Source organism: Deinococcota bacterium (genome assembly GCA_030858465.1).
In the GTDB taxonomy this organism is placed as follows: domain Bacteria; phylum Deinococcota; class Deinococci; order Deinococcales; family Trueperaceae; genus JALZLY01.
The window spans coordinates 1-14435 of sequence record JALZLY010000180.1; the positions used below are offsets into that span (position 1 = coordinate 1).

General features: G+C 64.8%; 14 protein-coding genes. 11 read left to right on the forward strand and 3 right to left on the reverse strand.

The features are described 5' to 3' along the window. Together M3498_09130 and M3498_09135 are read right to left on the reverse strand one after the other, a co-directional pair. Positions 1-228: ABC transporter substrate-binding protein (locus tag M3498_09130; protein ID MDQ3459442.1), on the reverse strand; the 228-nt coding region annotated here is incomplete at its 3' end. A gap of 114 nt (positions 229-342) precedes the next feature. Beyond that, positions 343-1335: a LacI family transcriptional regulator gene (locus M3498_09135; GenBank protein ID MDQ3459443.1), complete on the reverse strand. Its 993-nt coding sequence runs from the start codon at positions 1333-1335 to the stop codon at positions 343-345. A 508-nt stretch (positions 1336-1843) separates the two neighbouring features. Here M3498_09135 and aceE point away from each other — a divergent pair. The 10 genes from aceE to M3498_09185 all read left to right on the forward strand — a co-directional run bounded on the left by aceE (position 1844) and on the right by M3498_09185 (position 12947). After that, complete coding sequence (gene aceE, locus M3498_09140; protein MDQ3459444.1) at positions 1844-4558, forward strand: pyruvate dehydrogenase (acetyl-transferring), homodimeric type; 2715 nt, start codon at positions 1844-1846, stop codon at positions 4556-4558. A 26-nt stretch (positions 4559-4584) separates the two neighbouring features. Further along, the gene (locus M3498_09145; GenBank protein MDQ3459445.1) at positions 4585-5991 is read left to right on the forward strand and encodes a 2-oxo acid dehydrogenase subunit E2; all 1407 of its coding nucleotides are present in this window, start codon (positions 4585-4587) and stop codon (positions 5989-5991) included. Between the two features lie 63 nt (positions 5992-6054). Next, on the forward strand, positions 6055-6618 hold the full coding sequence (locus M3498_09150) for a Uma2 family endonuclease (GenBank protein MDQ3459446.1): 564 nt from the start codon (positions 6055-6057) through the stop codon (positions 6616-6618). A 275-nt stretch (positions 6619-6893) separates the two neighbouring features. Continuing rightward, the gene (locus tag M3498_09155; GenBank protein ID MDQ3459447.1) at positions 6894-8063 is read left to right on the forward strand and encodes an FAD-dependent monooxygenase; all 1170 of its coding nucleotides are present in this window, start codon (positions 6894-6896) and stop codon (positions 8061-8063) included. A gap of 726 nt (positions 8064-8789) precedes the next feature. Next, positions 8790-9050 (forward strand): type II toxin-antitoxin system RelB/DinJ family antitoxin, encoded by a 261-nt coding sequence (locus tag M3498_09160; protein MDQ3459448.1) that lies wholly within the window; start codon positions 8790-8792, stop codon positions 9048-9050. 1 nt (position 9051) lies between these two features. Next, positions 9052-9318, forward strand: a complete 267-nt coding sequence (locus M3498_09165; GenBank protein ID MDQ3459449.1) for a type II toxin-antitoxin system YafQ family toxin — start codon at positions 9052-9054, stop codon at positions 9316-9318. A gap of 378 nt (positions 9319-9696) precedes the next feature. Next, on the forward strand, positions 9697-9780 hold the full coding sequence (locus M3498_09170; GenBank protein ID MDQ3459450.1) for a hypothetical protein: 84 nt from the start codon (positions 9697-9699) through the stop codon (positions 9778-9780). Positions 9781-9858: 78 nt separating this feature from the next. After that, entirely contained in the window at positions 9859-10632 is a 774-nt protein-coding gene (gene lptB / locus M3498_09175; protein MDQ3459451.1) for an LPS export ABC transporter ATP-binding protein, read from the forward strand. 11 nt (positions 10633-10643) lie between these two features. After that, positions 10644-11990, forward strand: coding sequence for a DUF3084 domain-containing protein (locus M3498_09180; protein MDQ3459452.1), 1347 nt, complete (start codon positions 10644-10646; stop codon positions 11988-11990). A 126-nt stretch (positions 11991-12116) separates the two neighbouring features. Continuing rightward, the gene (locus M3498_09185; protein ID MDQ3459453.1) at positions 12117-12947 is read left to right on the forward strand and encodes a universal stress protein; all 831 of its coding nucleotides are present in this window, start codon (positions 12117-12119) and stop codon (positions 12945-12947) included. A 61-nt stretch (positions 12948-13008) separates the two neighbouring features. On the opposite strand, the gene rplS is transcribed toward M3498_09185, so the two are convergent. After that, positions 13009-13431: a 50S ribosomal protein L19 gene (gene rplS, locus M3498_09190; GenBank protein ID MDQ3459454.1), complete on the reverse strand. Its 423-nt coding sequence runs from the start codon at positions 13429-13431 to the stop codon at positions 13009-13011. Between the two features lie 190 nt (positions 13432-13621). Between rplS and M3498_09195 the strand changes: the two genes are divergently transcribed. Further along, on the forward strand, positions 13622-14435 hold an 814-nt coding region (locus M3498_09195), incomplete at its 3' end, for an AfsR family transcriptional regulator (GenBank protein MDQ3459455.1).

Sequence of the window (14435 nt, forward strand, 5' to 3'; positions counted from 1 at the left end):
GGCCGAGAGCGCGTTGGTCAGGGCGGCGTTGTAGTCGCCCTCCAAGGGCTCGTACTGGACGGTGATGCCTTCGGCGGCCAGGTCGTCGCCGATGACCTCGCCAAGAAGCCTGGTGACGATGCGGGGGTCTTCACCGCCGTAGCCCATGATGCGCACGGTGGTCTGCGCGAAGGCGGCGCCTAAAAAGCTCAGCGCGAGCAGGGTGACGAGTAGCCGTGTTACGTTCATGTCTTCCTCCTGAAGTCCTTAAAGCTTTGTCCAAAGCGTCCCGTTTTCAAGGGCTTGTGTACCGCTTATGTACCGATAGTCTTAGCTCACCTGAGCGCTATACCTAGTACCTTTTCACCTCCTCCGGGCGGTGGTCCCGCGGACCACCAGGCGGACCGGCACCGTTTCATGGCGAAGCGGCTCGCCCCGCAGGCCCTCCTTGAGCAGCGCCACTGCCGCACCGGCAATGTGCGAAATGTCCTGTCTGATGGTGGTGAGGCCGTCACCGACGCCGGGCAGGTCGTCGAAGCCGACCACCGACACGTCCGCCGGCACGCGCAGGCCCAAGTCGTCGAGGGCGGCCATTGCGCCGATGGCCATCTCGTCGGTGGCGGCGAAGACCGCGCTGAAGCGCAGGCCCTTCTCATGGGCCTTGCGAAGGGCGCGGTAGGCGCCCAGGCTGGTGAACTCGCCGTCTAGAAGCTGCGCGCTCGAGACCTCGAGGCCCGCGCGCCCGAACACGTCCCTAAAGCCCTGGTAGCGGTCGAAAAAGGCCTGGCTGCCGGTAAAGCCGCTGACGTGGACGATGGCCTCGTGCTGCAGCCGCAAGAGGTGCTCGGCGGCCTGCCGCCCGCCGCCGTAGTCGTCGGGCGCGACCCAGCGAATGCCTTCGCCATGGCCGATGAGGACGAAGGGAACGCCTTGGCTCTGCAAGTAGGCGAGGCGCGGGTCGTCCTCTTGGGCGCCCAGGAGGATCATGCCGTCGGCGAGCCCCTCGGGCAAGCCGTCAGGACCGGAAGGGATCTCCTGGAGCCGGTAGCCGTCGTTTTGCAGCTCGCTGATGAGGTGCTCCAAAAAGAGGGTGAAGTAGGGGATCAAGACGAGGCGGCGGTTGGTGGCGGCGACGTGCAGGCCGATCCGGGTCGTCTGGCCGAAGGAGAGCTCGCGCGCGGCCAGGTCGGGCTGGTAGTCGAGCCGGGTCATCGCCGCCAGGACGCGCTCCCGCGTCGTCTTCCTGACGCCGCGGCGGTCGTTCAGGACGCGGCTGACCGTTCCAGTCGAGACGCCGGCGGCCGAGGCCACGTCCTGGATCGTCGGGCGCTGCGCTTTGACGGCTGTGGCGTTCACGCTCACTCGGCTTACCCTCTCGTTTCGTAACCGCTTACAATTTCTGTCCTTCCAGCCTACCCCCCGCCCTCTCCTTTGTCAAGCCTCGCCGAACTGCCGGCCACCGCCTTGGTGCCGTAGGGCTCGAGCACCCAAAGGCCGGTTAGGCCGTCCAAGGCACCTCGATCGGAGGTCGGGCCTACGGGCGAAGGTGAGGTTCAGCCGCGGCTGGAAGCGCTTACAAAAGCCGTCTGTTCCGGGTGCTGCCGAGGTGACTGGCTTGTGGACTGGACTTTCTCTCCTGCTGGTGGCGCTCTTCGGCCCCCTGTTCGGGCGCTGACGCGCTTGACCGAGCAGCGGCCACGCGATCGTCGTGCAGTTTGGGCGCAGTGTAGGGCAAAACGCCTGTGATAAAGTTAAAAGGCTAAACGTCCTGCCGCTCGCGCTCGAGGCGGCGCAAAACCCTCTGTGCTAGCAGGATCGTCAACTATCGTCTAACTAGATGTCCAATAAGGAGGCGCCAGGCAACATGGCTGATGTTCAAGACGCGAAAGTCCAGAGCGGCGACAAGGAGCCGCACAGCCAAGAGCTCGCCAGAGAGCTCGAGCAAATCGAGAACCAGGAGTGGCTCGAGTCGCTCGACTACGTGCTCGAGCACGGCGGCAAGGAGCGGGTAGCCGAGCTCTTGAGGAGGCTCGAGATCCACGCCCAGCAGGCCGGGGTACGCATTCCCTTCACCGCCAACACTCCCTACTTAAACACCATTTCGGCGCATGAAGAGCCCGACTACCCCGGCGACCGCGCTTTGGAGCGCCGCATCCGCGGCATCCTGCGCTGGAACGCCGTAGCCATGGTGGTGCGCGCCAACAAGCGCTCCGACGGCATCGGCGGTCACCTCTCCACCTACGCCTCGTCGGCGACGCTCTACGAGGTCGGCTTCAACCACTTCTTCAGGGGCAAGGACGCCGGCTTGGACGCCGACATGATCTACTTCCAGGGCCATGCCAGCCCCGGCATCTACGCGCGCTCCTTTTTGGAGGGCCGCCTTACGGAGGAACACCTAGAGAACTTCCGCCGCGAGATGGCCGGGGGAGACAATTTGGCCTCCTACCCCCACCCCTGGCTGATGCCCGACTACTGGGAGTTTGCCACCGTGTCGATGGGCCTGGGCCCGATCATGTCGATCTACCAGGCGCGCTTCAACCGCTACCTGGAGGACCGCGGCCTAAAGGAAAAGGGCAGCGCCAAGGTCTGGGCCTTCCTGGGCGACGGCGAGATGGACGAGCCCGAGAGCCTGGGCTCTATAAGCCTGCCCGCGCGCGAAAAACTCGACAATCTCATCTGGGTCGTCAACTGCAACCTGCAGCGCTTGGACGGCCCGGTGCGCGGCAACGGCCAGATCATCCAGGAGCTCGAGGCGATTTTCCGGGGCGCGGGCTGGAACGTCATCAAGGTGGTCTGGGGATCTAGCTGGGACAGGCTGCTCGACAAGGACCAGGACGGCGTCCTCGCCCGGCGCTTCGAGAAGCTCGTCGACGGTGAGTCGCAGCGCTACGCGGCCTACGGCGGCAAGGCGCTGCGCGAGGAGTTCTTCAACACGCCCGAGCTCAAGAGGCTGATCGAGGGCTGGAGCGACCAGGACCTGGCCGGGCTCAACCGCGGCGGCCACGACTCGAGCAAGATCTACGCGGCCTTTAAGGCGGCCACCCTACACAAGGGCCAGCCCACCCTGATCCTGCCGCGCACGGTCAAGGGCTACGGCTTGGGCGAGTCGAGCCAGGCCTCGAACGTCAGCCACCAGCAGAAAAAGCTCAACGAGGAGGGCGTCAAGCTCTTCCGCGACCGCTTCGAGATCCCCATCGCGGACGACGAACTGGCCAAGATGCCCTTCTACAAGCCCGCCGACGACAGCCCCGAAATGAAATACCTGCTCGAGCGCCGCCAGCAGCTCGGCGGCTCCTTGCCCGAGCGCCGCGTCACCGCCCCAGCGCTCAAGACCCCCGACGAGAGCGTCTTCGAGGAGTTCTACAAGGGTACCGAGGAGCGCAGCGTCTCGACCACCATGGTCTTCGTGCGCATCCTCGCCAAGCTCTTACGCGACCAGGAGATCGGCAGGCTGATCGTGCCGATAATCCCCGACGAGGCCAGAACCTTCGGCATGGAGGCGCTCTTCAGGCAGATCGGCATCTACTCGCACATCGGCCAGCTCTACGAGCCCGTCGACGCCGCCAACCTGCTCTACTACAAGGAGGCCAAGGACGGCCAGATCCTGGAAGAGGGCATCACCGAGGCGGGGTCGATGTCGTCCTTTATCGCCGCCGGCACCGCCTACGCCACTCACGGCGTCAACACCATTCCCTTTTTCATCTACTACTCGATGTTCGGTTTTCAGCGCATCGGCGACTTCGCCTGGGCGGCGGGCGACATGCGCACCAGGGGCTTCATGCTGGGTGCCACCGCCGGCCGCACCACCTTGGCGGGCGAAGGTTTGCAGCACCAGGACGGCCACTCGCACGTCTTGGCCTACCCCATCCCCAACCTAATGGCTTACGACCCGGCCTTTGCCTATGAGCTCGCGGTCATCATCCGCGAGGGCATCCGCCGGATGTACGAGGCGGGCGAGAGCCTCTACTACTACCTCACCGTCGGCAACGAGACCTATCCCCAGCCCGCCATGCCCGAGCCCCGTGACGACGTCAAGGCGGGCATCTTAAGGGGCATGTACCGCTTCAAAGAGGGCGAGGGGGGCAAGCTGAGGGCGCAGCTTCTCGGCAGCGGCGCCATCATGGGCGAGGTCTTAAAGGCGCAGGAAATGCTCAAGGACTTCGGCGTCTCGGCCGACGTGTGGAGCGTCACCTCCTACAAGGAGCTCCACCGCGACGCCTTGGACGCCGAGCGCTACAACATGCTCAACCCGGACAAGACCCCGCGCAGCGCCTACGTCCACGACCTCTTGCGCGACAGCGAAGGCGTGATAATAGCGGCGTCGGATTACCTCAAGCTCCTGCCTGACGCTTTAGCAGGCCACCTGCCCCGACCCATCCATAGCTTAGGCACCGACGGCTTCGGCCGCAGCGAGGCGAGGGAGCAGCTCCGCGACCACTTCGAGGTCGACGCCCGCTTTATCACCCTGGCGACGCTTCAGGCGCTGGCGAAAGAGGGCGCGCTCGAGAAAGAAGCCGTCCAGGAGGCGATCAAAGGGCTCGACATCGACCCCGAAAAAGCCAACCCGATGTTCGCCTAAAGCAACCGATTTGAGAGGAGCCCTGCGTGGCCAACGAATTCAAACTTCCCGATGTGGGCGAGGGCATCGAGTCCGGCGTCGTCGTCGGCATCCTGGTCGCCGTCGGCGACACCGTCGAGGCGGACCAGCCCGTCCTGGAGCTCGAGACCGACAAGGCCGTGGTCGAGGTGCCGTCCTCGGTGGCGGGCACCGTCCAGGAGATCCACGTCGCCGAAGGCGACGAGGCCAAGGTCGGCCAGGTAATCCTGACGCTCGGCGAAGAGGGGGCGGGAGCCGCCGAGAGTGGGGACGCCGAGAGTGGGGACGCCGAGGGCGACGAGGCTGTCGAAGCGGCCGAGGACGTTCCCGCCAAAGCCGCCGAGACGGACGGCGCCGCCGAGGGAGCGGAAGAGGCCGCCGAGGAAGCGGAAGAGGCGGAAAGCCCGGACGAGAAAAAGGCTGTCGAGGCCAAAGCCGAGGGAGAAAGCGAGGCCGAGGCCGGCGAGAAGGCTCCCTACGCGCCTCCGGACGCCAAGCTCGAGAGGGAAGGCGAGGACCGCCACAACATTCCCGCCGCCCCGTCGGTGCGGCGCCTCGCCCGCGAGATGGGTGTGGACCTGAGCCAGATAGGCGGCTCGGGCCTAGCCGGCCGCATCTCGGCGGACGACGTCAGGCGCGCGGCCGAGGGCGGCCAGCCCTCCCAGGCCGCGCCCGCGCGGGCGCCCAAGCTGCCCGACTTCGGCAAGTGGGGCGAGGTGTCGCGCCAGCCCATGAGCGGCGTGCGCCGCGCCACCGCCAAGCAGATGGCGCTGTCGTGGAGCAACGTCCCGCACGTCACCCAGTTCGACAAGGCCGACATCACCGAGTTGGAAAAGCTCCGCAAAGCTTATGCCAAAAGGGTCGAGGCGGCGGGCGGCGGCAAGCTGACCCCGACCGCGAGCATCCTCAAGGTGGCCGCGGCGGCACTCAAGGTCTTTTCCGACTTTGGCGCCTCGATCGATGTGGGCAGCAACGAGATCGTCTACAAGCGCTACGTCCACATCGGCGTGGCCGTCGATACCAAGCGCGGCCTGTTGGTGCCGGTCATCCGCGACGCCGACAAGAAGAACATCATCGAGCTCTCCAGGGAGCTCAACGAAGCCGCCGAGCGCGCTCGCGGCGGCAAGACCAGCCTAGAGGAGATGCAGGGCGGCACCTTCACCATCACCAACCTGGGCGGCATCGGCGGCACCGGCTTCACGCCCATCGTCAACCACCCCGAGGTGGCGATTCTGGGCGTGTCCAAGGCCGGCATGGAGCCCGTCTGGATGGACGATGCCTTCCAGCCCCGGCTGATGATGCCGCTGTCCTTGTCCTACGACCACCGCCTCATCGACGGCGCCTCGGCGGCAAGGTTCCTGCGCTGGATCTGCGAGGCTTTGGAGCAGCCCTTCCTCCTGGCGCTCGAGGGCTGAGCTTCTCGCTCCTACCCTTGTAAACCACGAGGGCAGGAGCGCATCATAATGACGGAGGCTGACATGGCGACTCGAATAAGACCCGCCTTGACCGTGGCCGACTTGGCGCTCATGCCCGAGGACGGCAACCGTTACGAGGTGATTGAAGGAGAGCTTTTCGTGACGCGTGCGTCTGGGTTACACCACCAACGTCTATCTGGCAGACTTTTTCTGGCGCTGAGCGCCTACCTCGAGCACCATCCCGTCGGCGAGGTGTTCCAGGCGCCGGGCGTCCTCTTCGACGACTTCAGCGGCGTGGTTCCCGACCTCGTGTTCATCAGCCACGGCCGCCTCGGTGAAGTCGCGGCGGGCGACAGGATCGAAGGTGCGCCGGAACTGTTGATCGAAATCCTCTCCCCCGGCGCCGAAAACATCCGGCGCGACCGCGTGGTGAAACGGCAGGCCTACGGCAAGCACGGCGTGCTCGAGTACTGGATCGTCGACCCCAATGCGCAAACGGTCGAGGTCTACGGGCTGGAGCGCGGCGTCTTGGAGTTGCAAGGACGCTTTGGGGTGGAGGACAAGGTGACCTCATCGGTGCTGAAAGGGCTCGAGCTCATCGTTGGCGATCTGTTCGCTAGGTCGTAAGAGCGAAGGAGGTGCAATATAATCGCTATAATCGCTCCATTTGGGGAATATATTGAGGTTGCCGCGTAAAGCCCCGCCCAACAAGTCATTCGAGCGGACCGCCCGATAGAGAGCTTGTCATCAAGCTTCCTCGCACCGATACTTGAATGCTGTTCGCGGGCAGCCGTTCAATTCCGGCGTTGGGCGGCAGTGGGCGTAGTTCGAGGGAGAATAATTCCGGGACGGCCCGCCACTGAGCATAAGTCGCAAACAAGCGTTGGCATTGGAGGCGCAAAATGGGCACACTGCCCGCCACTACCGATGTCGTGATCGTCGGGGCCGGGCCCACGGGTCTTGCCCTCGCCGCTGTTCTCGCCACGGAGGGCGTCTCCTTCGTCCTCGTAGACCGGCTTGCCGAGGGCGCCAACACCTCGCGCGCCGCGGTGGTGCACGCCCGTACCCTCGAGGTGCTGGAGGAGCTGGAGGTCACCGACCGGCTGCGCGTCGAGGGGCACGTGGTGCCCCGCTTCACCGTTCGCGACCGCGACCACGTGCTAACCACGATACGCTTCGACGGGTTGCCCACCCGCTACCCATACACGCTGATGGTTCCGCAGGACATCACCGAGTCGATCCTGCTGGGCCGGCTGCGCGAGTTGGGCGGCGACGTGCACCGTCCGTATGTGGGCACTGACCTGCGGCAGGATGCGGACGGCGTCACGGTGACCGTTGCCGCCGACGGGCAGCAGCCGCGGACGGTCCGCGCCCGGTACGCGGTCGGTGCCGACGGCATGCACAGCACCGTGCGCGAGTGCGCCGGAATTGGCTTCACCGGCGACATGTACGAGCAGTCCTTCGTGCTCGCCGACGTCCGGATGAGCTGGCCGCTGCGCGTCGACGAGGTGATGCTGTTCTTCTCCCCCGCAGGCCTGGTCGTGGTGGCGCCGCTGCCCGGTGGCCGACGCCGGGTGGTGGCCACCGTGGACGACGCGCCGGAGCGGCTAGGGATCGCCGACGTTCAGCACCTGCTAGACGAGCGCGGCCCAGTCACCGGGGCAGCCCGGGTCGACGAGATCGTCTGGAGCTCCAGGTTCCGGGTCCACCACCGAGTGGCCGACCGCTATCGCGCCGGGCGGATCCTGCTCGCCGGGGACGCGGCGCATGTGCACAGCCCAGCTGGCGGACAGGGCATGAACACCGGGATCCAGGACGCGGTCGCTCTCGGCCACGCGCTGGCGGCAGTGCTGGCCGGGCGGGCTGCCGAGAGCCGGCTCGACGAGTACGAGCGCACCCGCCGGCCGGTCGCGGAGCGAGTGGTGGCCTTCACCGACCGGGCGACCCGGGTGGCGACGCTGCGCAGCAGCCGCGCCCGATCGGTGCGCAACGGCGTGATCGGTATGATCGGCCGGATCCCGGCGGTGCGGTGCCGGCTCGCTATTGAGCTAGCCGGGTTGCGCAACCGCTGAGGCCCGCTGCGAGGCAAAAGGCCACCTCACACAGCGCTGCAGGGCGACGCTCGCTCCGCTCGCGCGCCTGTTACACGTTCAGTGGCTTCTTGACAACAAGCTGTTAGGTCGGCCGCTAGCAGCGGCATCCGCGCGGATGCCCCGACCAGCGCTGTGGGCTGCAACACGGCACCTTCTACAGGGCAGTTTTGGGACGGAGGACGGCTTGACCACCTCGGTGCTGATGGGCCTCGAGTTCTTCGCACGCTCGCCGATCTTCAGAGTGACCTGAAACGCGAGGAGCGGGTCGCGGCACTGTGTCTCGAGGCATATGCCGACACGCATGTGTTCAGTCCCCCTACGGCAACGCTTGATGAGTGGCAGGACATCTTTTTGGGTGAGGGCTACCTCGAGGAAGCATTTTTCATTGCTGTGAGAGATGGTCGCTATCACAGCAATGGACTCGCTGTGGGACGGTGTATCGCGCGCTGACAGAGCGGTGGAGGTGCCTTTGAGACTCGTCCTTAAGGCGCAGGAGGTCGCATACGCCCGTGAGCGCGGTATCCGTGAGCTTTATCGGGAAGTGGACAGCAGCGATTTAGCAGATAGGCATCTTCTTGATGGACTCCCTTTCGAGCGTGGTATCGGCTATCTCGTGTGGGTACGCGAGTTTTGATACTTGAAGTATAAATTTGCGTTGCCACTGTAAAGGCAAGTACTATACAATCATAGCTGTGGGAGGCTATCATGCCTAAGACAGAACAGGTAAACGTGCGCATGAATCCTGAAGTCAAGACATCGGCAGAAGCCGTGTTCCGCGAACTCGGTATGACCCCGACACAAGCCATTACCCTCTTTTATCATCAGGTGAGCTTGCAGCAGGGATTGCCGTTCGAGCTAAAGATACCTAACGCTGAGACTCAAGTAGCGATGAGTGAGGTGCAAGGTAGGCACGACCTCAACCATTACGATACGACTGAGGACCTCAAGAAGGCGCTAGGGTTGTAATTTGCGCCAACTCGCGACGACCAAACGCTTCGAGCGCGACCTCAAACGCATGCGAAAGCGCGGGAAAGACCTGGACAAACTCTTTCACGTCGTTGAAAAGCTGCGGCTAGGCGAGGAGCTCGAGCCGCGCCATCGCCCTCACACGCTGACGGGTAACTGGAAGCCCTTTTGGGAGCTTCACGTTGAACCTGACTGGTTGCTTGTCTATGAACCTACAGACGAGGTTCTTTATCTGGTTCGGACGGGCACGCATGCGGATTTGTTTTGAGGCTCGGCGGTCTAACACTCGAGGACCGTCTCAACGCGGTGCTGCGCATCTATGCCGAGGCGCATAAGGAGAGGCACTGACGGGGCTCGAGGTCATTATCGAACGTATAACCCCACTTTGTTTTACAAAGCGTTAAGAGAGAAGCGGTAGACTCTTTTGTGGCTCTCCTCAGATTGGTGGGGAAACTGAAAGTGCGTATCCTTTCCGGCCGTCAAGCAATCGAGGTAAGAGGTGTCTAGCGGTGCGATGCTTCAGGCCCGATAAGTCACTTGGTGAACCCTAGTTATTGAGGTCAATTTATCGAGTGTCCCGGTAATCTGAGGAGAGCCAGATTTTGCAAAACATCTCAACGCTAACCCATTCGCATCGGATATTTTTGTGCGTTTTCTTGAAGAGGTGGGTCGTCTAATAGGTCATGATGAATTAGATGAAAATGATGTTTTGGCAAAGGGCTATTTTTAGTCATTGGTGAGATAGTGCATGCTCATCGTTGCAACAGTAAAAAATCTTCTCACCCTGTGCGTGTTAGCATGAAACGATATGACCGCGACCGCTCTCACTACTGAACACAGTGAAACCGCGCCCAGGGCGCTCACCTTGGAGGCCAAAGGGCTGGTCAAGCGTTACGGCGGCCGGACCGTGGTGAGTGGGGTGGATGTGCGGCTGGGGCGCGGCGAGATCGTGGCGCTGTTGGGCCCCAACGGCGCGGGCAAGACGACCAGCTTCTATATGATGGTGGGCTTCGTGCGGCCCAACGCCGGGCGCATCACCGTGGGCGGCGAGGACATCACCCGCTGGCCCATGTACAAGCGGGCGCGGCGCGGTTTGGGCTACCTCGCCCAGGAGCCGAGCGCCTTTAGGAAGATGAGCGTGCGCGACAATCTGATCGCCGTGCTCGAGTTCCAAAACCTGGACGCCAAGGCTCAGACCGCGCGTGCCGACGAGCTCTTGGACGAGTTTCACCTCACGCACCTCGCAAGCAGCCGCGCCGACACCCTTTCGGGCGGTGAACGCCGGCGGCTCGAGATCGCCCGCAGTCTCACCATCGACCCCGACTTCATCCTCCTGGACGAGCCCTTTACCGGCGTCGATCCCAAGAGCATCCGCGAGATCCAGACGCTTATCGCCGAGCTGCGCGCGCGGCGCGGCCTGGGCGTTCTGGTCACCGACCACAGCGTGCGCGAGACCCTGGCGATCGCCGACCGGGTCTATCTCATGTTCGACGGCAAGGTGCAGTTCGAGGGCTCGCCCGCCGCCTTTGCCGCCGACGAGAACGTGCGCCGCTACTACCTGGGAAGCGACTTCCAGCTCTAGGAGAGCCTCAAATGCTCTACCTGCTCGTCCTGATCCTCCTCCTCGTCGCCTTGGCGGGCATTATCGCCTACGCGGGCGATGTCCTGGGCACGCTGGTGGGGCGGCGGCGGCTGAGCCTCTTCGGCTGGCGGCCCAGGCTGACCGGGCAGATCGTCGGCATCGCCGCGGGCGTCTTGATCATGCTGACCACCATGAGCACCCTGGCCCTGGCCTTTCGCGGCGCGACCACCGCCATCATCAGCGCCGAGCGCGTCGAGCGCGAGTTGCGCGGCCTGCACGAGCGGCAGGGCGAGCTGCTCGTCAACGTGGGCGAGCTCGAGGAGGCGATAGCGGCGCGCGCCGCGGAACTCCAGGAGGCGCTCGGCGAGCGCGACACCTTGCAGCGTGACATCGGTGAACTCCAGGAGCGCTTTGCCGAGGCGCGCGCGAGCTTCGAGGCGGAGCGGCTCACGGGCGAGGCCCAGCTCGAGCGCTTGAGCGGGGAACTCAGCAGCTTGAGCGAGGAACTTGCCCAGGCCGAGCGCGAACTGGGGGAGGCGCGGGACGAAACGCAGGCGGCCCGCGAAGACGTGGCCAACCTTCGGAACCGGGAGGTCGAGCTCCAGCAGAATCTAACAGCGCTCTTGGACCAGGCGGAAACGCTGCATGCGGCCAACGTGGAACTTCAGGACATCAACGAGAACCTGGAGATCACGCAGGGCGAGCTCGAGGAGCGCGTCGAGCGGCAGGCCCAGGAGTACAGGTTGCTTCAGGAGCGGGCGCAGCGGGCCGAGAGCGGTCAGATCGCCTTTACCAACGACGAGTTCATCCATAGCGCGCGCATCCAGGCACAAGAGAGCGGCGAGATCAACATCGCCCTCAGCGACATGGTGCGCGCCGCCGACGCCATTGCCCAGCGGCGCGGCGCGGAGGGCATCTCGCTGCGCGGCGACCAGTTTGCCCGGCTCGTCGAGGCCATCAGCGACACGCCCGGCGAGGACTTCGTCGTCCTGCTCTCCAAGAACAATCAGCTCATCGGCGAGCGGCTCGAGGTCCGCGTCGAGGCCTGGGAGAACCGCCTGCTGCTCCATCAGGGGCAACTGCTGACCAGCCGCCCCCTCTACCTGGGTACGGGCGGCAGCCTCATCGGCCAGGAGGAGCTCCGTGGCGCCCTCCGGCGCCTGCGCGAGGGCGCCGACCGCGAGCTCAAGCGCCTCGGTTTCTTCGAGTTCAACTCGCCGAGCTTCGAGCTGATGAGCGAGGACAACTTCATGTTCATGCTGCGCCGCCTGCAGGGTCCGGTGGTCGTCGGCGTGGTGGCGCACGAGCCCATCTTCGTGAGCGGACCGGCCGAGCTCGAGTTCGTCGTCGTCCGTTAAGGCGTCTCGGCCCTGTGGGTGCCCCTTATGATCTCGCTAGCCACAAAGCGGAGGCGCCTCATTTCGTCCGCCAACACTGGGCATGTAAGGGCGGCAGAGCGGCTATACTCGAGTGGGAGGTCACTTATGATCGGTTCGATTCTGCTCGCGGTCGACGCTTCAAGCGCCACCCCGACCACCTTGAGCTACGCCCGTTTCTTGGCTGCCAAGCTGGAAGCCAACCTGAAGGCGGTCTACGTCATCGACTCGAGGCTGACCAACATGTCCTACTGGACCGACTACGGCGCTTTGAGCGTGCCGACCGCGACCTATTCCGAGGAGATGAACGAGCTCTTGCAAGCGCAGGGCAAGGAGCTCCTCAAGGACGTCGAGGCGCAACTGGCGGACGAGGGGCTCACAGCCGAGACCGAGATACGCACGGGGCTGCCCGCCAACCAGATTCTGGACGCCGCCGCGACCGCCGACCTCATCGTCTTGGGCCGGCGCGGCGAGTCGAGCAAGCTGGAGGGTGCAGGCGGTCTGGGCGCGGTGGTCGAGAGGGTCATCCGCGGCTCGAGGCAGCCGGTCCTGGTGGCGGCCGAGCGCTTCACGCCGCCAAAGCGCGTGGTGCTAGGCTATGACGGCTCCGAGCGCGCCCGCGAGGCGATGGTCTACGCCACCGAACTCGCCCAGCGCCTGGGGCTTCCCCTGCTGGCCGTGAGCGTCCACGACGACGAGAGGGTCGCGCTGGAAAGGCTCGAGACCGTGCGCGCCTACGCCCAGGGACGAAAGCTCGAGCTAAAGACCCTTCCTCTTATCAGCGACGACGCGGTAGAGGCACTGCTGTCGCAACTGGCGGAAGGCGATCTCCTGGCGATCGGCGCCTTTGGCGAGGGCCGCGTCCGTGAGTGGCTCTTGGGCTCCACCACCGAGGCCCTGTTGCGCTCGAGCACGCAGCCCGTTCTCCTGCACCGTTAGAACCCTGCACCGTTAAACCAAAGAACCCCCGGCGCGCCGGGGGTTCTTTGGGGCCTGGGATTTACTCGGCGGCTGCCTCCGCCTCCCTGGCGGCGCGCGCCTCGGCGCGGTCGGCCTCCTGGCGGCCCACATCGGTCTTGAGGCGGGCGGCCTTGCCGCGCAGGTCGCGCAGGTAGTAGAGCTTGGCGCGGCGCGACCTGCCACGGCGCACCACCTGGATAGCGTCGATGAGCGGCGAATGCAGCGGGAAGACGCGCTCGACGCCGGTGCCAAAGCTCTCCTTGCGGACGGTAAAGGAGGCGCGGGCGCCCTTGCCGTTCTGACGGGCGATGACCACGCCCTCGAAAGCCTGCACGCGGCTGCGGTTGCCCTCGACCACTTTGTAGTCGACGCGCACGGTGTCGCCGCTGTCGAACTCGGGAAGGTCATCCTTCATAAAGGGCTGCTCGATGGCGCGCAAGATGGCGCCTTTGTTTTGTTTCATCATGTTGTGTCTCATGCTGACTCCTCGGATCGCCGGGCCGACGACCCCAGCGCAACTTTCCCAGTATAGACCAAGTCGTGTGCAGAGTTCAACATGACGCTCCATGTCCGCTCCATGTCACCTGCTCACCCTCAGCGGAAGGATGAGAGGGCGGTGCAAAGGTGCCGCTAAGCGGGTAGAATAGGCTGTTATGTCCGCCTGGCGACTCTCGGTTCTTGGGGGCACGAAGCTCGGTGACGGCTCGAGCGCGCATGCGCTCGAGCGCAAGACCGCCGCGCTCTTGGCTTATCTGGCGCTCGAGGGAGCGACGTCCCGGTCCAAGCTCGCCGGTCTCCTCTGGCCCGAGACGAGCGAAAAGACCGCCCGCAACAACCTCTCGCAGCTCCTGCGACGGCTGCGCGGCCTGACGGGCGAGGTGCTCGTCACGGGCGGCGACCTCTTGACGACGAGCCCCGAACTCGAGGTGGACGCGGCGGCCATCAAAGTGGCCATGTTCGCGGGAGACTACCAGGGGGTCATCGCGCTTTCGGGCGAGCTGCTCCCCAACGACTACGACGACCTCTCCGACTTTGCCGACTGGCTCTACGCCGAGCGCGAGAGCCTTACCGGGTTGAGGAGCAGAGCGCTCCATGCCGAGCTTAACCAGCTAGAGGAGGCGGGCGCCTACCCTGACGCGCTCGCCCTCAGCGAGAGGTTGCTGGCGCTCGACCCCGTCGCCGAAGAGGCCCACCGCCGCGCCATGCGCCTGCACTATTTAGCGGGCGACCGCGCCGGCGCGCTGCGCGCTTTCAAACGCTGCCAGGCCACCTTGGCTCGCGAACTGGGCGTCGAGCCGCTTCCCGAAACCGCTAGGCTCGCCGCCGAGATTACCAGAGGGCAGGCCACCGTCACACCCGAAGCGAAACCGCCAAGTCCGCAAATTCCGCTCCGCGTCCTGCGCCCTCCGGTCCTGGTCGGCCGGGAGAGGGAGTGGGCGAGGATGGAGGCGGCCTGGCAGGCCGGGC